The 22329-nt window shown below is 32.0% G+C and carries 19 protein-coding genes; 17 read left to right on the forward strand and 2 right to left on the reverse strand.

What is annotated here, in order from left to right; translation table 11 throughout:
• The 16 genes from JMM81_RS10050 (at position 1) to JMM81_RS10125 (ending at position 15271) form a co-directional block, all read left to right on the forward strand.
• Positions 1–372, forward strand: coding sequence for a helix-turn-helix domain-containing protein (locus JMM81_RS10050; protein ID WP_256241438.1), 372 nt, complete (start codon positions 1–3; stop codon positions 370–372).
• Positions 365–1105, forward strand: coding sequence for a glycosyltransferase family 32 protein (locus tag JMM81_RS10055; RefSeq protein ID WP_256241439.1), 741 nt, complete (start codon positions 365–367; stop codon positions 1103–1105). The genes JMM81_RS10050 and JMM81_RS10055 overlap by 8 nt, the downstream gene beginning before the upstream one ends.
• Before the next feature lie 9 nt (positions 1106–1114).
• A complete protein-coding gene (locus JMM81_RS10060; protein WP_256241463.1) occupies positions 1115–2311 on the forward strand; it encodes a glycosyltransferase in 1197 nt (398 codons plus the stop codon).
• Positions 2312–2327: 16 nt separating this feature from the next.
• Positions 2328–3359, forward strand: coding sequence for a glycosyltransferase family 2 protein (locus tag JMM81_RS10065; RefSeq protein ID WP_256241440.1), 1032 nt, complete (start codon positions 2328–2330; stop codon positions 3357–3359).
• A 15-nt stretch (positions 3360–3374) separates the two neighbouring features.
• Positions 3375–4535: a polysaccharide pyruvyl transferase family protein gene (locus tag JMM81_RS10070; protein WP_256241441.1), complete on the forward strand. Its 1161-nt coding sequence runs from the start codon at positions 3375–3377 to the stop codon at positions 4533–4535.
• A gap of 13 nt (positions 4536–4548) precedes the next feature.
• Positions 4549–5739: a glycosyltransferase gene (locus JMM81_RS10075; RefSeq protein ID WP_256241442.1), complete on the forward strand. Its 1191-nt coding sequence runs from the start codon at positions 4549–4551 to the stop codon at positions 5737–5739.
• 15 nt (positions 5740–5754) lie between these two features.
• On the forward strand, positions 5755–6942 hold the full coding sequence (locus JMM81_RS10080; RefSeq protein ID WP_256241443.1) for a glycosyltransferase: 1188 nt from the start codon (positions 5755–5757) through the stop codon (positions 6940–6942).
• A 13-nt stretch (positions 6943–6955) separates the two neighbouring features.
• Positions 6956–8146, forward strand: a complete 1191-nt coding sequence (locus tag JMM81_RS10085) for a glycoside hydrolase family 88 protein (protein ID WP_256241444.1) — start codon at positions 6956–6958, stop codon at positions 8144–8146.
• A 6-nt stretch (positions 8147–8152) separates the two neighbouring features.
• A complete protein-coding gene (locus JMM81_RS10090) occupies positions 8153–8713 on the forward strand; it encodes an acyltransferase (protein ID WP_256241445.1) in 561 nt (186 codons plus the stop codon).
• 24 nt (positions 8714–8737) lie between these two features.
• A complete protein-coding gene (locus JMM81_RS10095; protein WP_256241446.1) occupies positions 8738–9745 on the forward strand; it encodes a glycosyltransferase in 1008 nt (335 codons plus the stop codon).
• Positions 9732–10655, forward strand: coding sequence for an SP_1767 family glycosyltransferase (locus tag JMM81_RS10100; protein WP_256241447.1), 924 nt, complete (start codon positions 9732–9734; stop codon positions 10653–10655). Before JMM81_RS10095 ends, JMM81_RS10100 begins: the two co-directional genes overlap by 14 nt.
• Positions 10656–10676: 21 nt before the next feature.
• The gene (locus tag JMM81_RS10105; protein WP_256241448.1) at positions 10677–11753 is read left to right on the forward strand and encodes a polysaccharide pyruvyl transferase family protein; all 1077 of its coding nucleotides are present in this window, start codon (positions 10677–10679) and stop codon (positions 11751–11753) included.
• A gap of 87 nt (positions 11754–11840) precedes the next feature.
• On the forward strand, positions 11841–13391 hold the full coding sequence (locus JMM81_RS10110) for a lipopolysaccharide biosynthesis protein (protein ID WP_256241449.1): 1551 nt from the start codon (positions 11841–11843) through the stop codon (positions 13389–13391).
• Between the two features lie 45 nt (positions 13392–13436).
• Positions 13437–13901 carry a hypothetical protein gene (locus JMM81_RS23290; protein ID WP_256241450.1) on the forward strand — a complete coding sequence of 155 codons (465 nt, stop codon included), beginning with the start codon at positions 13437–13439 and terminating at the stop codon, positions 13899–13901.
• A gap of 71 nt (positions 13902–13972) precedes the next feature.
• Entirely contained in the window at positions 13973–14869 is an 897-nt protein-coding gene (locus JMM81_RS10120; RefSeq protein ID WP_256241464.1) for a transposase, read from the forward strand.
• A 207-nt stretch (positions 14870–15076) separates the two neighbouring features.
• The gene (locus JMM81_RS10125; RefSeq protein ID WP_256241451.1) at positions 15077–15271 is read left to right on the forward strand and encodes a transposase; all 195 of its coding nucleotides are present in this window, start codon (positions 15077–15079) and stop codon (positions 15269–15271) included.
• Between the two features lie 91 nt (positions 15272–15362).
• On the opposite strand, the gene JMM81_RS10130 is transcribed toward JMM81_RS10125, so the two are convergent.
• Positions 15363–18776: a chitobiase/beta-hexosaminidase C-terminal domain-containing protein gene (locus tag JMM81_RS10130; RefSeq protein WP_256241452.1), complete on the reverse strand. Its 3414-nt coding sequence runs from the start codon at positions 18774–18776 to the stop codon at positions 15363–15365.
• A 393-nt stretch (positions 18777–19169) separates the two neighbouring features.
• Here JMM81_RS10130 and JMM81_RS10135 point away from each other — a divergent pair, with 393 nt between their 5' ends.
• Positions 19170–19649: a VanZ family protein gene (locus JMM81_RS10135; RefSeq protein ID WP_256241453.1), complete on the forward strand. Its 480-nt coding sequence runs from the start codon at positions 19170–19172 to the stop codon at positions 19647–19649.
• Between the two features lie 106 nt (positions 19650–19755).
• Here JMM81_RS10135 and JMM81_RS10140 read toward each other — a convergent pair whose 3' ends face one another.
• On the reverse strand, positions 19756–21861 hold the full coding sequence (locus JMM81_RS10140) for a right-handed parallel beta-helix repeat-containing protein (protein WP_256241454.1): 2106 nt from the start codon (positions 21859–21861) through the stop codon (positions 19756–19758).
• Positions 21862–22329 lie beyond the last annotated feature (468 nt).

Raw genomic sequence — 22329 nt, forward strand, 5'->3', positions numbered from 1 at the left:
ATGATTGGAAAAAACATTACCTTGTTGAGAAAAGAAAAAGATTTAACATTATCAGAATTAGCCGAAAGAGCAAATGTGGCTAAATCCTATTTAAGTAATATTGAGAGAAATATTAATCAAAATCCGTCTATTCAAATAGTAGAAAAAATTGCCCGAGTTTTGGATGTTGAAGTCAAAACATTGATAAACGGAGAAATAGCAGAAACAGAAACGCTTCATACAGAATGGATCGATTTAATTGAAGAAATTAAAAAATCAGGGCTTAAAAAGGAAGACATTCAAGAATACAAAACATTAATTGAATTCATTAAATGGAAAAATAATCAAGAGGAAGAAATGAATATGAGTTGTCATGAGGGAAAAAATGAGTAAAACAAATAAGGTTCCTAAAATGATTCATTATTGCTGGTTTGGTGGAAAAGAAAAACCGGATCTCGTAAAGAAATGTATCGAGAGCTGGAAACAAAACTTAAAAGATTATGAAATTGTCGAGTGGAATGAACAAAACTTTGATGTGAACTGTAATGACTATGTAAAAGAGGCCTATGAGGCAGACAAATTTGCTTTTGTCAGTGATTATGCCAGGGTGCATGGACTTTATCATATTGGCGGTATCTACTTGGATACAGATGTTGAGGTCTATAAATCATTTGATGATTTATTACATCATGATTCCTTTTGGGGCTTTGAGCAAGAGAACTATATTGCCACAAGTACAATCGGGGCTGCAAAAGGGAATAAGCTGATTAAACAATTTTTAGATTCCTATTCAGGTAGGAAGTTTATTGAAGAGGATGGAAGTTTTAACGATCTTACAAATGTAGCAGTCCTAACAAAAATGTTAGAGTGTTTGGGTTTGAAAACAAATGGGCTCTATCAAGAACTTGAAGGAATTGGAGCCTTTTATCCACAACCTTATTTTTCGCCATATGACTATATTAATTGCCGGTCGTTCAAATCAGATAAAACATATGCTATGCATTACTTTTATAAAAGCTGGCTACCGCCAAAGGCAAGGTTTAAAAGCAATGTGAAAAAGGTTGCCGCAAAAATAATTGGTGGAGATACTATTGCAAGATTAAGAAAAAAAGTTTCAGGAACATAGGTGATCATGATGAAGGAAGTATTAGTAGCTTCTTTTGATATGGAAGTTGGGGGAGTTGAAAGAAGTCTTATTAATATGTTGGAGAGCTTTGACTACTCTGACTATAAGGTAGATCTAATGCTGTATAGACATCAAGGGGATTTCATGAAAATGTTGCCAAGTAAACCCAACTTATTAAAAGAAATCCCTCAATATACAACTTTTAGAAAGTCGATAAGCGAGACAGTCAAAGAAGGTCATATTGGTATAGGGTTATCAAGAATTTTATCAAAAATGAATACTAAATTTTATCAAAAAAGAAAAAAGATAGCTGAGCCTGGCTATTATCAAATGCAAATCATGTGGAAATATGCTCTTCCTTTCTTACCTCAAATGGAAAAAGAATATGATGTTGCCATTAGCTATTTATGGCCGCATTATTTTGTAGCTGAAAAGGTAAAGGCAAGGAAAAAAATTGCTTGGATTCATACGGACTATTCGACAATTGAAACGGATATAAAGTTGGATTTAAAAATGTGGCATCAATTTGATCATATTATAGCTGTTTCTGAAGCATGTAAAAATGCATTTCTTGCAAAATATAAAGAGTTAGAATCAAAAGTATCAGTTGTAGAAAATATTACTTCTCCTGAATTTATTCAAAAGATGGGAAAAGAAGAATTAGATAATCCAATGGAAAGTGATAACCGATTGAAACTTTTAACAGTAGCGAGATTGTCACATGCAAAAGGAATAGATAAAGCCGTAGAAGCTTTGAAGTTGCTAAAGGATAAAGGTTATGACGACATTGCTTGGTACGTTGTCGGATATGGTGGAGATGAAGCGAAGATTCAAGAATTAGTTCGACAGAATAATTTAGAAAAGGACTTTATTTTATTAGGAAAGAAAACTAATCCATATCCTTTTATGAAAGCATGTGATCTATATGTACAGCCTTCGCGTTATGAAGGAAAAGCAGTGACGGTTACAGAGGCTAAAATCTTAGCTAAACCTATCATTATTACCAATTATTCAACAGCGGGTAGTCAAATAGAAAAAGGTGTAGACGGAGTTATTTGTAAAGATTTAAGTGTGGAGTCAATTGCCTGTGAAATTGAAGTATTGTATAAAAATGAAGATATGAGAGGAAAATTCATTAATCATAATAAGAAATTTGATCATAGTAATGATCATGAACTAGATAAATTATACAGTTTAATTGGCTGATAGGAGCAATTAAGTTATGAATATAAAAGTAAGTATAATTATTCCTGTTTATAATGCAGAAAAGTACATTATTGAATGTATTGAATCACTTATCAATCAGACACTTGAAGAATGTGAATTTATTTTTGTAAATGACGGGTCAAAAGATCGAAGTAGCGCTATTATTGATGAGTTTAAAAAGAAGGATAATCGGATCATTCTTATTAATCAAGAAAATCAAGGTGTCAGTATTGCAAGGAATAACGGACTTAAGGCTGCTTCTGGAGAGTATGTTGGATTTGTTGATGCCGATGATTATATAGAAAAAGATATGTATGAGAAATTATACAACTCAGCGAGAGAAAATAATTGTGATATTGTGATATCAAATTTTGAAAGTGAATTAGAAGGACATAAGGTAATAACAAAATATTTATTTCCTATTAATATAAGCCTACAAAAGGACTTTATAGAACAACAAGTCTTACCGTATTTTATTATGGCAGACAATTTAAATACTGCCTGGAATAAAATTTATAGGAATAAAATGATATATGATAATAAAGTGAAATTCCCAGAAAGGTTTGCCTTAGGTGAAGATGGGATCTTTAATATTAAGGCTTTTAGTTATGCAACAAGAATAAAATATATTGACTATACGGGCTATCATTATCGAGAAGTGAAAGGAAGTGCAACAAGAGATATTCTACAAAAAGACTATTTTAAGCGAGCATTAGAAGTTTATTCATCTGAATTACCGAGAGTTTTTATTGATAAAATAGAGAGAAAAAAGATTGAAAAACTTAAAGCTATTAAATTAGTAAATAGTGTATTAGCTTATATTCATATTTACTTTACACCAACGAAGGCTCTTGCTTTTCGAAAGAGATATCGATATGTACGAAATATGATCTCAAACAACCAAGTAAAAGAAGCATTAATAATTTATTATAGTGAAAAGTACCATTTATTAGGAAGGTACGAGAAAGTCTTGATAAATATGATGTTAAAAAAATCAACCATGGGACTATACTATGTTACCTTGTATAGCAGGTTTAGAAATAAATAAACTGGAGGATTATGTATGAAGATCATGATGTTTGCTCATGGCGGTAGTTTAAATAGAGGGTGTGAGGCCATTGTAAGGTCCACTACTAATTTGATAAAAGAAAAAGTAGATGGAGCTAAAGTTTATTTAGCATCAGGAAAACCTGAAACAGATAAGGGTATCACAAAATTAGATGGTATCTATGATGGATCGAATAATGAGATAAAAAAATACTCACTTTCCTGGTTAATATCCTCGTTAAATGTAAAGCTTTTTAAAGATGAATCTTACGCATTAGGGAAAATTCATCATACTATTATTAATCGGATAAAGGATGTAGATGTTTGTTTGTCAATTGGTGGAGATAATTACTGTTATGGTGAGCAGCCTGGTTGGTATGAAATAGATAGAAGGGTAAAACAGCAAGAGAAAAAATTAGTACTCTGGGGATGTTCAATTGGGGAAGAGGATATGTCCCCAAGAAAATTAGAAGATCTTAAACTATTTGATTTAATTCTTGCTCGCGAAACATTAACTTATAATATGTTAATAAATAAGGGCTTAAATAATGTCAAATTATGTGCAGATCCTGCCTTTACATTAGAAAAAGAAGAATTAGAGTTACCTAAAGGATGGCAAGATGGAAATATAGTAGGTCTTAACTTTAGTCCGTTAGTCGAGGGGAAAAATCCGAAATCAAAGATGGCTATCAATGATCTTATTAATCATATTTTAAAAGAGACTAACTTAACGATCGCATTAACTCCACATGTTATGGAGAGCGGAAATAATGATTATCAACTTTTATCTAATTATTTCGACATGTATAAAGATACTGGAAGGGTCATTATTTTACCCGACCATCTTAATGCTACTCAATATAAGGGATACATTGCTAGAATGAGATTTTTTATAGGGGCTAGAACACATGCGACCATTGCAGCTTATTCCCAATATGTTCCCACAATGGTATTAGGATATAGTGTAAAGTCAAAAGGTATTGCAAAAGATTTATTTGGGGAAGAAAAATTAGTGCTTGGGATAGAACAAATCTCTAATAGTCAAATGCTCATTTCTAACTTTAATAAGATGGTTAGAGAAGAAGATGAGATAAGAACAAAATTACAACAGTCTATACCAAATATAAAGAAAATATCTTATAAGGCAGTAGACTACCTTAATGAGTTAATTTCATAATTAGAGGGAAACGATGAAGAAGAATCTATTATTTGTTATACCTAGCTTAGCGGCAGGTGGTGGAGAAAAGAGTTTAATCAACCTACTATCCCAAGTTGATTATAATTCTTATAACGTGGATTTATTGTTATTTCATAAAAGTGGTGTGTTTCTCAATGTGCTACCGAAACAAGTAAATATTGTTGAACCCCTAGGAGATTATCAAACATTTAAATATTCTCTAAATCGTTCTGTTCGTAAATTTATTAGGAGTAGAAAAATTCAGTTAGCTTATGTAAGACTTACCTTTGCACTGAAAAATAGGATAATTAAGGATACATCAAAGGCAGAGCAATATACTTGGAAATATCAAAGTGAATCTATGGATATTCTTGAAAAAGAATATGATACAGCAATAGGTTACCTTGAAAAATCTTCTATTTATTTTGTTGTCGATAAAGTGAAATCTAAGAGAAAAATTGGCTGGATACATACAAATTACACAAATTCAGGTATGGATCACCATTTTGATCAGCCTTATTTTAACCAACTAGATCAAATTGTCACGGTCTCAGAAGAATGTGCTAAATCTTTAAAAGAAAACTTTAGGGGAATAGGGAACAAGGTGAAGGTAATTTATAATATCGTTTCACCGACTCTTATTCATAAACTATCAGATAGTTCAATTAAAGATTCCTTTTGCACTGAGCAAAATGAGATTATTTTAATGACGATTGCAAGATTAAGTCATGAAAAAGGATTAGATATTGCTATAAGATCATGTGAACAATTAGTTGATAAAGGTTATAACATAAAATGGCATGTAATAGGAGAAGGAAATGAAAGAAATAAATTAGAAGAAATGATTAAGAAGAGAGAATTAGAAGATCATTTTAAACTTTTGGGATTAAGAGAAAATCCCTATCCATATTTAAAAAAGGCAGATATATATATTCAGCCATCGAGATATGAGGGCAAATCAATTGCTATTGATGAGGCTAAAATACTTCATAAACCTATAATCGTGACAAATTATGAAACAGCAAAAGATCAGATAACAAATGAAATAAATGGATTGATTGTAGATATGAATGAACAAGGTTTATCAGAAGGAATTGAAAGGCTCATACAAAATCAAGATTTTAAGCATAGTTTTATAAATAATCTATCTAATGAACAATTAGGTACTGAAAATGAAATAAACAAGCTTTATGAGATTATTTAGTGGGTGGCTCAAAATATGAAAAAAGATTTACTATTTGTCATTAATAATTTAAATTGTGGCGGTGCAGAGAAGGCATTAATTTCCTTATTAGAAACAATTGACTACACTGCATATAATGTGGATTTACTTTTATTTAAGCATGAAGGATTATTTTTTAATAAAATACCTAAACAAGTAACTCTATTGGATGAGCCATTAGAGTTTAAGTACTTTGATATGTCTATAAAAGTAGCGACTATCGACGCTTTAAAAAAAGGTAGGTTAGATATTACAACTTCAAGAATAGGTGCGGGCTTTATTTTTAAAACAGAGGAAAATAGAGCCAGATGCGAACAAAGGGTATGGAAGTATATATCAAAATCATTGAAACAAATGGATAAAGAGTATGATGTAGCGATTGGATATCTGGAAAAGAATCCAATTTATTACTGCCTTGAAAAGGTTAAGGCAAAGAAAAAAATAGGCTTTATTCATAATGATTACAATAAACTAGGGATGGATTCCACCATTGATATGCAATATTTTGATCAATTGGATTATATCGTAACCGTCTCAGAAGAATGCGCAAATGTTCTAAAACAACAGTTTCCTATATATAAAGATAAGATCAGCGTTATGTATAATATTGTTTCACCCGCAATCATTAATAAGTTATCAATGGAGACAATTAATTTAAATCAGAAAGTAACTAATCTTGTATCTGTGGGAAGACTTAATAGTCAAAAAGGTTTTGATCTGGCTATTGAAGCTTGCAAGGATTTGGTTACAAGTGGATATCAAGTAAACTGGTTAGTAATAGGAGAAGGAGAAGAAAGAATAAATTTGGAACAAATGATTAAAGATCTTCAACTTGAGGATCACTTTATTCTTTTAGGAATGAAAGAAAATCCGTATCCCTATATAAGAGAAGCCGATATATATGTCCAGCCATCTCGATTTGAAGGGAAGTCTATTGCAATTGATGAAGCAAAAATACTTAAAAAACCAATAATTGTAACTAACTTTAGTACGGCAAAAGATCAAATCACGGATCAAGAAAATGGTTTGATTGTAGGTATGGATCCTAAATCAATATCAATCGGAATTCAGAATTTAATAGATAATGAAAAATTGAGAAGAGAATTAATCGAACAATTATCCACAGAACAGCTTGGAACGGAGTCTGAGATTAATAAATTATACGAATTAATTGAAGCTGTGTAGAAAGGATAAAAGTATGTTAATAGAGGTTATAGGTTTTATCTTTATAAGTTTGGTATTCTTAGTTATTCTTATTGATATTATTCCTATCTTCAAAGAATGGGTTGGTAGAATTCACATTGGGAGATATGATGACAAAGAAATATGGAATCAATCAATTACTAGTACTGGTGTAAAATGGCTAAACAAAACACCAAAAGTTAAAGTGACGGATAATAACAGATTAGTTGTAATAGATATGTTAAAAGGTAATTATACTAAGAATGCGATACAATACTGGCAAGAAGCAGCTTTATTATTAGGTTTAGGAGAGTATCTGAAATATAATGGGAAAGATGAAAGAGTAAAAAAGGAAATTAAAAGATTTTTAAGAAGAAAATTCAACCAGAATGGTCAATGGATTCAAAAACCAGAACATGTTGATGCTGGAATACTTGCCTATTCTATATTGAAATTGGATTTTATTAATCCAGATGATTATAAGCCCGCGTTGGATTATACATGGAAATTAATTGAAGATCACATAGGTGAAGATGGAACGGTTGGATATAGGAAATCTATGCAAAACTACAGGTATGTAGATACGATAGGTTTCATATGTCCTTTTTTAGTTTCCTATGGGATTAAATATGGTAATGATGAATGCATAGATTTAGCAGTAAAGCAGATTCAGAAATATGAACAATATGGAATGTTAGAAAAACATAACATACCTAGCCATGCTTATAATATTAAAACGAAAGCTCCACTTGGCTTATACGGTTGGGGACGTGGCTTAGGCTGGTATGCAATTGGTCTTATCGATACTTGGAATGAGTTGCCACAAAATAATAAGTATAAGACTGTATTAGAACTAAGTGTTAAGAAATTTGCTACAGCATCTTTAAAGTTTCAACAAGACAATGGAGCATGGAATTGGACTGTAACAAGAAATGAAGCAAGACCAGATTCATCAACTACGGCTACATTAGGATATTTTATGTTGAATGCAGCAAAAATAGCTGGGGTTTCTAAAGAATGCCTAGCAAGTACAGATAAAGCGATAGGTTATTTAATGAAAGTAACAAGGAGAAACGGTGAGGTGGATTTTTCACAAGGAGATACGAAGGATATTGGGGTATATTCGATGTTATTTAATATATTGCCTTTTACTCAAGGCTTTTGTATTAGAATGAAAAATTTACATAACAATTCTAAGGCAGTGTGAACGATTATGGTAAAAAAGGTTCTTGATTTTTTGAGGGCAAGATTTAGAAAAATTATTTTAGAAGAGATATGGTTAGAAGATTATATAAAGATGGGTATGAAAATAGGTGAAAACTGTTCTATTCAACCAGGTGTAATATTTGATTATTCACATTGTTGGTTGATAAAAATAGGTAATAATGTCACGATTGCGCCTCAAGCATATTTATTAGCTCATGATGCAAGTACAAAAAAATTAATTGATTACACTAAAATTGGCAGTATTTCTATTGAAGATAATGTTTTTATAGGTGCCAGAGCTTTAATTATGCCTAGAGTAACCATTGGTGAAAATTCAATAGTTGCAGCTGGAAGTATAGTAACAAAATCGATACCTGAGGGAAGTGTAGTAGCAGGTAATCCTGCAAAGGTTATATTTGCAGTAGAGGAATTTATCGAAAAGAATAAACAATTAAAAGATATTACTAAAATATATGACAGTAATTATACTTTACGGGGAAATATATCATATTTTCTTAAAAATGAGATGCATGAGGAATTAATCAATAAAGTAGGGTTTGTCGATTAAGATTTGTATCAGAGGTGAAAAGTATTGAGTGATTTAATAAGTGTTATTGTTCCAATATATAACGTAGAGAGATGGCTAACTAGTTGTATAGAAAATATTTTAAATCAGCCTTTTAATAATATTGAATTAATTTTAGTTAATGATGGGTCAACAGATAACTGTAGAGCAATATGTGAGCAATACGCTCAAAAAGATAAAAAAATTAAGGTTGTGCATAAAGAAAATGGAGGTTTAAGTAGTGCTAGAAATGCAGGAATAGAAATGGCTACTGGTAAATACATAGTGTTTATTGATCCAGATGATCAGATTACCGAAGATTATTTTATTTCACTATTCGCAATGGCTGAGGAAAATAATTGTGATGCTATTGTTAGTGGATATAAAACTGTACCAAATAATAATAATATTATCCCTGGATACCAGTTAAACAAAGTAATGGAAGGAAAAGCTTTTGTATTAAGTTCTTCTAATATTCATTCAAACAATGATTTATGTTTTGTCTGGAGGTATATTTATAAACTTAGCATTATTAAAGAGAATAATATTAGATTCAATGAAAAAGTGTTTATTGGAGAGGATGTAATCTTTAATTTAGAGTTTTTATTAGAATCTAAAAGAGTGTATGCAATATCGAAAACTCTATATTTTTACACTGTTAATAATCCAGATAGCTTAATGAGGGTCCCGTATAAACCAAAATTAGAGAGTAGTTTAATTTTGCAATATAAAATAAGAAAACAGCTTTCAAAAAAATTCGATTTACTAAGATATAGTCATTATAGTAAAGATTTAGCTAATTATTATATAAATAATATATATAGGATGATTATAAATAATTTAAAAAATAGCCAGAGCAAAAATATAAATGATGAGTTACGTAGATTAGTTAATTACGAAATGTTTTCTGATAGCTTAAAAGAAATTGGTTTTTCATATAAATGTAATAGTATTAAGGAATATATATATTATTTGGCACTAAAATTTAAGGTTTATCCCTTACTGACAGGAGTTTATAAGCGTGAAAGCAGGTGATAATATGTTTAAAAGATTATTGATTAATATTAAAAAGCATATTAGTTTATTATATTTTTTTGGAAAAGATAAGGCGAGTTCAATAATGTATCAATCCCCAAATGTTTTATCCAGTGAGCAAACAATTGAAAAGATAATTAAAGATAAATGTTCTATAAGTAGATATGGAGATGGTGAATTTCATCTTCTTATTCAATCAAAGGATTTAAAATTTCAAAAAAGGTCTAATGAGTTAAGTAGAAGGCTGAAGAATATATTAATTAGTGATGATGAAGGGTTAATGGTATGCATTCCAAATGTTTTTTCAGAATCAGATTTATCAATGAGAACTAATGAGTCAAAAAAGTTTTGGAAGGATCACGTGGCAAACTATCGTTTATTATGGTATAAGCACTTAGACCGCAACAAAACCTACTATAACTCAACTTTTACTAGAAATTATATTGCAATAGAAGATAAGTCCAACTTGGAAAGTTATTTCGATAAGGTAAAAAAAATATGGGGAAATAGAGATTTATTAATAATTGAAGGTGAATTTTCTAGATTAGGAGTAGGAAATAATTTATTTGATAATGCTAATTCCATCCAGAGAATATTGGCACCCAGTGAAAATGCATTTGAAAAATATGATTTAGTTCTTCAAAAGGCAAAAAGGCATGATAAAGAAAAACTTGTTCTTATTGCGCTAGGACCTACAGCAACTATTTTATCTTATGATTTACATAAGTTAGGTTACCAGGCAATTGATATTGGTCATTTAGATGTAGAGTTTGAATGGTTTCTAAAAAAGACAAAAGTAAGAACAAAAATAGAAAATAAATATGTAATTGAAGCAAATAATAGAATTGAAGATGATAATCATTTTTTTGATGCCGAATATGAAAAGCAAATTGTAGATCAAGTAGTTTGAATAGCGCAAAGAGGTGAAAAAATGGATTCGATAAAAAAACTAGTCCCTGTAAAAATAAAGAGATATTTAAAGGTAAAAGGCTATATTGCAGAAATAAAACAGCAAAGAATGGACTCAAAAAAACGTGATGAATTTGCAAAATATCTTGATAAAATAAGTGCAAAAAGAAGGATATTTATATTAGATGCTTGTGACCATAGAAACCTAGGAGATCAAGCTATTTTAATGGCGGAACTACAATTTTTAAAAGATAATTTTAAAGATTATGAGATTATTAGTGTGGGTCTAGGAAAGTTTAATAACTATGTAAATATTGTGAAGAAACATGTACGTTTAGATGACATATTTGTTTTACATGGTGGAGGTAACTTAGGAAATGAATACAAAAAAGCTGAAAATACTCGTAGAACCATTATTCAGTTATTTCCTAATAATCAAATTATATTATTTCCTCAGACCATGTATTTTACTCCGAATGATGAAGGTAGTAGAGAATTAGTTAAATCGAAAGAAATTTATAGTAAACATAAGCAATTAACTTTAATTGCTAGAGAAAGAAAATCATATGATTTAATGAGGAGGAATTTTAATAATAGTCAAATTATCTTAACACCTGATATTGTTTTATCTTTAAATAAGTCCCTAATAAATGAGGTTAGAAAAGGAGCTTTATTCTGTTGTAGAAATGATATTGAGGGATTACTATCAGAAGCTGAGAAAACAGAGATATTAGATATCTTAGAGGGCGAATTTTCTAGTGTATCAATTACAGATACTGTTGGAGAGAGTAATTTTGCAAGTGTGGAAGAAAAATTCAAGGAATTTAGGCAAGCTGAGATCATTCTAACAGATAGATTGCACGGCATGGTATTCGCTGCAATAACTGGAACACCTTGTATCGCGCTAAGTAATTATAATTATAAAGTAAAAGGTACATATGAGTGGATTAAGCATTTAAATTATATTAAATATACAGATTCTATTGACGAAGTGCCAGCATTAGTTGAGGAGCTAAAAAGATTTAAATCTTGTAAATACGATAATCGTTTCGCTATTCCATATTATGAAGAAATTAAGAAAGCAATGAGAAGAAATTAATATACAGAATTAAGTGTGTATATTAACTTACAGTAGTTAGAATTAATCTATTTTGTTTAGTATTTTATCAGAAAAGCAGGAGAAAAAATGCGAGTAAAGAACTCAATTATCAATATATCTACTGGTTTGGGTAGCCAAATTATTATTACTCTACTCAGTTTTATTTCAAGAACAGTATTTATTACCTATTTAGGAGTAGAGTATTTAGGCATAAATGGTCTGTTTACAAATGTGTTAGGAATGCTTTCTTTAGCTGAAGCTGGTATTGGTTCTGCTATTATTTATAACCTATATAAACCAGTGGCAGAAAATGATATCGCAAAAATAAATATGTTAATGAATTTCTATAAAAAAGCATATAGAGTTATTGCTCTTGTTGTTTTTCTATTAGGCCTTTCATTATTACCTTTTTTGGATCATTTTACAAATGGTACCAACGTAGAAAATGTTAATTTAATTTATTTTCTTTTTTTATTTAATACGGCAGCTTCTTATTTATTTTCACACAAAATTTCTTTTCTAAATGTTTGTCAGAAAGGTTATATTGTTACTGGTATTTATACTATTTCAACTATTATTGCTACTTTTATTAAGATTGGGATATTGTATTTTACGAGTAATTATATTTTATATTTAATTATAGATATTGTAATTACTATAACGACTTCTATTATATTATCGATATTAGTAAATAAAATGTATCCTTTTATAAAAAATAAAGTGTCAAGTAAACTTGATAGTGAGACTAAAGGTAATATCGTCAAAAATGTAAAAGCTTTAGTATTGCATAATATTGGTGGGTATGCTGTTTTCGGAACGGATAATTTGATTATAGCTTCATTTGTCAATGTAACTGCTGTAGGATTGTATTCAAATTATTATATGTTAATTAATATTTGTCGAACTTTTATTAATCAAGTTTTTAACAATATGACTCACAGTATTGGAAACTTAGTCGCTGAAGAAAGTGATGATAAAATTTATAGTATTTTTAAAGTAACCATGTTTTTTAACTTTTGGATATACTCGTTTTTTTCCATCCTTTTGTATATCATCATTGAGCCTTTTATTACTTTATGGCTTGGGTCAGAGTTTATTATGAGTAAAGGATTAATCATTATTTTAATAATCAATTTTTATGTTTCTGGAATGAGGCGGTCTATATCTACGATTAAAACAACTTCTGGGATTTTTCATGAGGATAGATATGCTCCTTTTATTGAAGCGGCAGTAAATCTGGTAGTCTCTATTGTACTTGTGCAATATTTCGGTATCGTAGGTGTATTTATTGGGACACTTATAAGTACTCTTGTAGTTCCATTTTGGGTTGCACCTTACTTGGTTTATAAAAAGGTATTTAAGTTACCTGTATTTAGTTATTTCATTAAGTATATATATTATTTAATAATAGGCTTAGGAACATGTGTTATAACAAGTTTTATATGTAATGAATTTCTAGATGAAGGAATTATTTCTTTGTTATTAAGAGGAGTTATCTGTTTGATTGTACCCAACCTAATTTATATCACTATTTTTCATAGGACAGAGGAATTTAAATATCTATTAGGGGTTTCTAACGATTTGATTGCAAAGATAGTAAGTATTAAAAAATATAGAAAAAATAAATTAGAAGTTTAAGAAGGGATATATGTATAAAGGTAAGCGTCAAATAGGTTCTTTCCAGTGTTAGTTGAATTAGTGTTTTACTCTGTTATGCTTAAGCCAACAAAAGATCACTGGAGAGATAGTGCTATGGATGAATTAATGAAACTACTTGACGATAATTTGATTTGTACAGGTACTGACATATCAACAGATTTCATTCATTTCTATGTTAAATCTACTGAAAAGAATGTACGTGTCCTTTTTGTCAAACAGTATCTTCCCGAATCCACTCTCGCTATAAACGGAGCTTTCAAGATTTGCTTATTCAAGAAAGATAAAAAAGTGTTGATTACGTTATCTAATCGAAAAATGTTTTGTGATAACCCAGTATGTGATCGTACGACGTTTGCAGAATCCTTTTCCTTTATAGACAATAAAGCCAAAAAAAACAAAACGATTAAAAGAAGCAATCATCGAAATTTCACTGACACAAAGTTCTATGTCAGCTGTAATTTATCTAACGCAACATGTAGCCGATATTAAAAAGAGTACGATCTGTTATTATCAAAAAAAACGAACCGACAATAAATAAAGAGAAGATAGAAGCTGTCTGTATCGATGATTTCACTCTGAAAAAGAGAACAAGTTATGGTACTGTGATGGTTGACCTAAACGATCGCAGAGTCATTGATATCATAGAATCAAGAGATAAAGATGACGTTGTCGCTTGGCTCTCTCAATTTCCAAATTTAAAATATGTCTCAAGAGATGGATCTCATACATATGCTTCTGCTATTCGAGAAGCTCATCCAAGCGCCCATCACATCAGTGATCGGTTTCATTTAGTGAAAAATTTGACTGATGCGATCACGCAATGTATTTATAAATTTTTATCTGGACGAATTGTCATTCCTTTGACAAAGGAAAAGAAAGTGATGAACGAACTGCTGAGTAGTAAACCTTCACAACGCGATAAAATTCTACTGGTCAAGTCCTTAGCTTCTCAAGGACGAACCATACAAGAAATCAGATCTCTAACGAGATGCAGTCTTCAAACAATTCGAAAATATATTAGAATGTCTGAAGAAGATATCCCCGAAAATTCAGATGATAGGCGTGGCCGTGAACATAAGGAAGCTATCCAGAAGATCATGAGTAGAGTCGAAGAAGTAAGGGCGTTACAGAAAAAGGGATATAGTATAAGAAAAATAGCAGATAAGACAGGCTATACAAAGAAAACAATAAAAAATTATTTATCTCCCGACTTCAACCCTATCCATGGTCAATATGGCGTACAGCGTCCGGGGAAACTGTCTCCCTTTAGAAATGAAGTCATTTCATTGCGCTCGAAAGGAACACCTTATAAAGACATCTATACATCTCTTTGTAAAAAAGGATATACAGGCTCAGAAGCTGCCATTAGACAATTCATAGCGAAAGAAAAAAGGCTACGAAGAGATCTAAAAGACTATGATGCCGTTGGTTCTACTGAGATCATAGAAAGAAAATGACTTTTAAAGTTACTCTATAAGCCGGTAGAGAAAGTTAAAGCACTCCCCATGAACAAGTAAAGAACGTTGTCCAGAAGTATACTTTATTAGGTAAATTGCATCACTTGGTTTGGTATTTTAAAGAGATTCTTCTTTCAGGGAAGAAAGAGTCTTTACATGCATGGATAGCAGAGGCAGAAGGCCTCGAATTAAGTGAATTAACTAGTTTTGTCAACGGAACTCAATGGAATAAAAAAGGATATAGATGCGGTTGAAAATGCATTTACGCTTCCCTATAATAACGGATTAGCTGAAGGAAGTGTGAATAAGTTAAAAACAATCAAACGCATCATGTATGGCAGAAACAGTTTTGAACTTCTACGGAATAAATTATTACTACTTGAATCACGTAAATTCAACTAACACTGGAAAGAACCTATTTGACGCTTACTTTACTAAAGCTTCTATTTGAAAGTTAGTTCAGTGGTATTGTTATAACTCTTAAAATTATTTACTAAACAATAGTATTATAAATATTATGAACTTTATAACTAGCACCGGTATGATGAATTCCTGTTGTGTAAGTTGCACGATCCATGAATATGTTTCTAGCCAATACAGAATCACCTTGTGTTTTAAAGTCATTCGTGAAAGAGCCTTTACCGTTAAACACATTATTAAACACTCTGTAATTTTGTGTTCTGCTCCATACCGTCATAGTAGATTGATTAAACGTATTATTAAATGCAGCTAAGCTACCACCAGCACTGAAAATGACACCTAGTCTAGAGTTAAAGGTATTATTCTTTAAAATATCTCCGACCATATGCTCCCATCCATCTTCCCAGTCAATGTCACACCCTGGCATTCTACCTCTATTATTGGAGAATGTATTCCCTTCTATAAGCCAGCCTTGGCCGCCGCACATAGCAAGACCTGTACTAAAGTTATACTCAAAAGTACAATTTTTAATGTAACAGTTTCTTGGCATACCAAATGTCCTAATAAAAGCAACAGCACCATTAAAGTCAGTATCTCCTGATGATGGAGGAGCTTCCTGGTAAATCACAATTTTTGAGTATTTAGCATTGGGAGGCTTTGGGTAATTATAATACTGCAAATTATACATTTGTGACCCGATATGATTATAGTTCTCATCATAAAAATGAATCGAATATAAACGTGACCGTAAATGTGGATATCCATGATACCCTTGAGTATATCCGAGTAAATAGTATTCGCCTAACCCTGATACATCCATATATTGATTATACCTGTAGTAATTTGTAGTAATACTGTTATCAATCTGTCCATTTTCATCTATATTGCCTGGTTCAAAATGAAATCTACTGACAGAAACGCTGCGAGTTGTCTTCCCCATATTCCTATTTCTTATGGTCCCAGTAATCACATTAAATCCAGGTGATTTACTAAAAGTACAGGATTCAAAGCCTGTATTTAGGCAATCATCAATCAAAACGCTTAAACAGCCTTCTACCGAATTTTGAAGTGTTGTTGAATCTCGTTCACCATATAAATGTGCTCTCATTAATTTTGTGTTTTTTACATTTGTAAAATAGAACATCTTATAACCTGTAGAAGTTAATGCACTAGGTTCAATATTAAGAGTAGAATTGTTAAAATTAATAATCATATCAGATGGTGGATAAATGCTTCTAACAGCGGGACTAATTAAATAGGTGCCATAAGGAAAGACAACTTTTTTATAACCATTAGTGGAGGCATAATTTAGCGCATTTTGAATGCCATTTGTTGTATTTGTTGAATCTGTGTTATCTAGTTTAATCGAATAATTATCTGCATTCACATAATAAATTTCTGCTTCTGTTAATGGAGTTTCAACACGATCAACAACCGTAATATCAAAGCTTGCAGAATATGTTTTTGTTGCGTCGTAAGCAGTAAGGGTCGCTGTTCCTGGTGACACGCCTTCCATAACTCCGTATTGTATTCTAGCTACATTAGGATTGGAGCTTTCCCAGAGAATGATATTATCGTTAAAAATATCATAAGGAAGTTCACTGGATAGTGCGGTAGCCATGACAACGAAGTTTCCCCCTACCTTGATAGTATCGTTTTTTCGATTAATCGACATCCCGTCAATGACTCTTGAAGAGGAGGGAGGAGCAGTAACCTGTCCTCCTACTTTTGCATTTACATATTCTTTAAAGGTTTGATCGCCATAAGTGGCTGTTACAGAAACAATGGTTTCGCCGTCAGTAACTCCGGTTAATATTCCATTTGTATCTACCGTCACGTATCCTTCATTACCACTTTGGTAGGTGATAGCTAACAGTTCTGTATACCGATTGGGCAACCCTTGCACGGAAAGCCGCTGACTCTCTCCAGGTTTTAACTGCACATTGGAGGGGTTTACTGATAATCCTATTAATGGATCTTTGTTTCTATAATAATGATAATTGAATCTCACTTCATTGTCAGATAGAGCCCTGTTATATATGAGGAAGGCAACTACTGTTTCAGGATTAGTGTTTTGTAATACATTACGCCTTAAATAAAGTGGAGAATTTGCCAGTGTATTAATAAACTTCTCGAAGTCTTCGGGTACTGGATTTTGTGTTTCTCCAATTGAATCGTTTATAAATAAATTTAAAGTATTGTTAGCATTGATTCTAAATGTAAATGTGTTTGTTGCTCCTGAGCCAACTGGATGAACGACATCATCATATGATTGTTTGTATCCTGTGCTGTCAATGACCCAATAAGTACCAGCTCCCATTCTTCCTGTATTTCCGTCACTTTTTTGATATAAAACACTTCCGCCAGATCTTGTACTAGTTAATTCATTCCTATCTGTTGTCCAATGTGTACCATTGGTATCATAGCTAATCATTTGAATGGTTAATCCATTGCCATTATTTAAATCAATTAAGTTATCTAAAGGATTGGTATTCGTCGGGATCTGTACATAATCCTGTATTTGTAACAATAATCCTTTATTATTAACATATCCATCAGTAGCACCATCATGAGTAACCCCAACCAACGTAGCTGGTACATTGTTTACGGTATCGGTAATCGTATTAGAGGTCGTTCCTGCTTTATTGGTAAAGTCATAGTGTAAAATAAGTCCATCTGTAATAAGTCCAGGGGTTGGTTCTTCTACAACTTTCGTATAGGTTACAGCTTGAACAGCACTTTCATTACCCGCTGTATCTCTTGAAAAAGCATTTACGGTCGTTGTATCCGTTAGAGTGAGCGGTGTTGAATAAACAAGGCTTGATGTCGTTGGTTCAGATCCATCCAACGTATAATAAGCCGTTGCAGGTTCATTGGTTGTCATCGTGACGGTTTGTGTATCAGAAAAAGTTCCACCTGGTGTGATCGTTAGGATAGGAGGTGTCGTGTCTTCATTTGCTGTCGTAACGGTGATCTCTGTTCCGCTTGATTCGTTTCCGGCACCATCTTTTGCAACAACACGAAACGTATATTCTGTTTGTGGAGTTAATCCTGTCACTTCCATGCTTGTATTCGAAAGAGTTGCAAGAAGTGTCCCATCTTTATAAATATCGTACCCTACAACGTCATCAGAATCTGATGCTGTCCACGATAAAGTTAAAGAGGTTGCCGTCACGTTGCTAGCAGTTAAGTTTGTTACTTCATTTGGTGCTGTGGTGTCAGGTGGAGGAGGAGTAATCGTGCTATCAAAAGGTGCCGAAACGGTAGCGCGATAAGGAACAGTTGTGTTAATAGTAACGGATCTGAAAGGGGAAAACGTACCCTTAAAGGTTTCCATCGGCTTAACTGAAATCGTTATGCCATGTATCGTAAATGTTAGGGATGCTGTGTTATGATCGTTTGTAATTTTAAAGCCCATTAGGTCCTCTTGATAGGTCTTTGTTACATTGAAACTTCCCTGAAAGTAATCTTTAACAACTAAGATCAATTTGCCATCACCTCGATCGTATTACACTTATCAAGTTTTATAAAATAAATCTTCAAGAAAAACACTCCTCTAGTTAATATCTAGATAGCTGTGCTCTATATTTCTCTTAGAAAGTATAAAGCATTTTCCTTTCTTAAAGTTTAAAAATAACCATATTTGTTAGTAGGTAAAAATCATGTATACCTTCTGTCATTGACAAGTATAAGATATATTATGATTTAAGAAATAGAGTGATTGGACATGTTGTCATTTTATAAAAATATCCCAAAAAGATAGGTCATGACACTGAATTGATGAATAAAAGAAATAAAGGTATAATGAGGAAGTTGTTCTCTTTAAAGAACTAGTTGTTCTGTTGAATAAAAGTATGAAAAGTTAAAGGCAGGTGCATAAGTGGATAAATTTTTTGTTCGTTTGTTTTTAGGACTTCTTCCCATTGTATATATGGTATTAATTTGGATGCAATCCAGCCATTTTAATCCAGAATCGATTTATTCTTTATCGACTAATATAAGGATGGAAATTCTTCTCATTGCAGGGATTGGATTTGAATTATTTCATTTTTTTCAGTTTGGCATCCTTTATTTATTCTTTACTTTTGCCTGTCTTAGTTTTGGAAGGTTTACGAAGGGGATGGAGCTCGTACTTGTCGTTATTTCAATGTCCTGCGGATTGATCGATGAAATTCATCAAATGTATGTCCCATTTCGTTCTTTCTCAGTTGATGATCTTTTCAAAAATGGTATAGGGGTGTTAGTGGTTTCACTAATCATCCATAAGAGTTATTTCTCAAGTAAGAAGTCTAAACTTAGAATGTTATTACGAAGGATAGAAAGCTTATCAGGAAATCAAAATCGAAATATTCACTTTTGATTTCTTCTTATACATAGAATAAGCAACAGCCCTTGGGAAGTTCGGAGCTGTTGCTTTACTGTTATGATCATTTAAACTAAAAAACATTTGTATTTACTTCAGTAGTCTACTTTTCCTTCAATACCTCTTTTGCTTTTAATTCTAACTTTAGATTACCTAGTTGATTATCTTTAATTTGATAATCGGGCATATTAAGACCCGCATGAATAGTGGAAATACCTATAGCTTCCTTATCCTTTGAATGCAATGTGTTCCCCCTAATAATCAAATTAGAGACATTAGATTCCTCATCCATTTTCCAATAATTGCCTATTTTAATGACAGCTAGCTGTTTATATGGAAATAAGCCAGTGTTGATTGTATTATCTTCAATGACTACTTTTTTCCCTGCCTGAATAGAAACTCCTGAACTGTTATCACCAAGAACATTGATGGTTGAGTTCTTTAAAGTAACTAAATCAGGCATCCCATGTACTTGGTTAATTTCAAATCCGCCTCGATGGGAAGTAAATCGACTGTTATTGAATTCGTATGTACCTGAATTATTCACAGCAACTCCCGATTTGCCTTCCGCTGCTTCAAACACAGCGTTGTTGTATGTTCCCCTCGCTAATTGGGTTCTTTCATAATCAATGACCTTTAGATTATCAAAAATACTGCCGTCTGTTGCATTGCCACCAAAACTGTCTAGTGCAGCTTGGCCGGTAATCGTTACATTTTTTAAATGAATAGGACTATTGTTTACGCCAAATTGAGTATGCAGTTTTTTTGTATTGTTAACCGTGATATTAGAAGCTTTAATCCCAAATGGTTTAGAACTTGCAAGATTCACTAAAGTATCAGTGAATTCCATATCCTCAATGACAAGGTCGTGTCCTAAAAAAGCTGCTAGAGCATCATTCATTTTATTATCCTTAAAGGTCGCGTAATTGTATGCATAGATTCTCGCTCCATCAAAATGGTTGTTCGTCACTTCGGCATATTTAAATGGTTCAGAAATCGCCAGACCAATGGACTTTGATTCAAAATGATTTCCTTCTACTACGGCATTACGTCCATCAAACAAAATCAAATCATAGGCTTGGTTATTATAAAAATGATTATTTTTAATTGTAATTTGATTGTTTAAATTATAGCCAGCTTCCACATCAACACCAGATTGTGGAGCAGTACCCTTCATATCATGTATTTTGTTATTCTCAATTAGTACATCCTGTGCTCCACCGATTGTTATCCCTTGCCTGCGGTTAAAAGCAAACTCGGAATTTTTAACGGTCACATTTTTAGAAACCCCTTGCATCCAAAATTCTAAATAGACATTGTCACTTACCTTCGGTGCATCAAACACAACATGCATATAGTGGGCCTCTTCGGGAATGGGGGTTAGCCCCCAACCTACAGGCGTATTGGATTTTTTACTATCATGCTTTGAAATAAAGGTTCCATCACTTTGATAAAAATAAGCTATATAACGATGTGAATCCTTCGGCATATTTTGCTGATGAATAAATTGAAAGGTTTTCTGGATATCAAAATAGGGATCAGTGAGTGGGAGATTTTCTAAACGTACTTTTTTAAGATCGTTTATTAGCTTGCCAGAATCATTAACAGATCCTGATTTAAAACTTTCCTTATAAAACTCGTCAATGAGTTTCCCCATTCCACCAACAGCTAAACCGTCTCCAGTAAAATCCGTGGCCTTTATGCCATCAATCGTGATGTCTGTTGCTCCAGATGTGACGATCCCGTAGCCTCCTTCATGTGTGCCACCGCTAGAATAATCATGTGTACCTTTATCCCCTTTGTAGGTTCCGCCTTTTAAGGTTACATCATATACGCCAGGACCAATTTGAAGGAGCGTATATCCACTTTGGTTATTGGTTTCCTTTTGTAATACAGCATCTTCTTCTAATTCGAAGGTAATATTACTGACCATATTGATTTGACTATCTTTAGAAATCTGATAGGTTCCGCTCGGAATAAAAAATGTATCGTATTCTTTTTCTTCTGCCCACTGAAGAGCATTATTGATTCCTTTTGTTGTTTCATTTGGATGGGTTCCATCATTATAAATCCCCCACCGACTTAACTCGAGCGTATATTTCGTTTCTTTTTTAGCTTCAGCACTCAATTTGTCCGTGAAATTGAACATGATGATTGAAATGGAAAAAAATATCGATATTGTGATGAGGGTAGACATTTTTCTTTTCATTACACCAATCCTTTTTTTGTATCATTTCTAATTTGATAAAAATAAACCTCTTTTTCATTTTAACTATTAAAAAGTTTTTTAAACGGGTTAGTTCCTCTAAACTGAAAATAGTGGTATTTGCTGTAGTACTGGCTGAACGTAAATAACTTATTAATTGAGTTCTTATTTTAGTATAAAAGTAGTTGTATACTATTTTTCCCATATTAATTAATGCACATACACGTCAAGCAGGGAACTTAGATATAGCTAAAATGAAGAAACTTGTATTGACTTGTTTACTAATTCATACTTAAGATACATATCTTTTTCCGCATTATCGCATTATGTCGAAGAAAGGCAAATAGTACATTGTTTATAAAAAATATCGAATTTTTAAAAATCAGGATACATGAAATTGTAAAATATAGTATAATTGGATTACTATTTGTAATTATCAGAAAAAATAGCCAATTAAATTTAAGTCAAAAG

The organism is Bacillus sp. V3B (genome assembly GCF_024494465.1).
Lineage (GTDB): Bacteria > Bacillota > Bacilli > Bacillales > Cytobacillaceae > Bacillus_BD.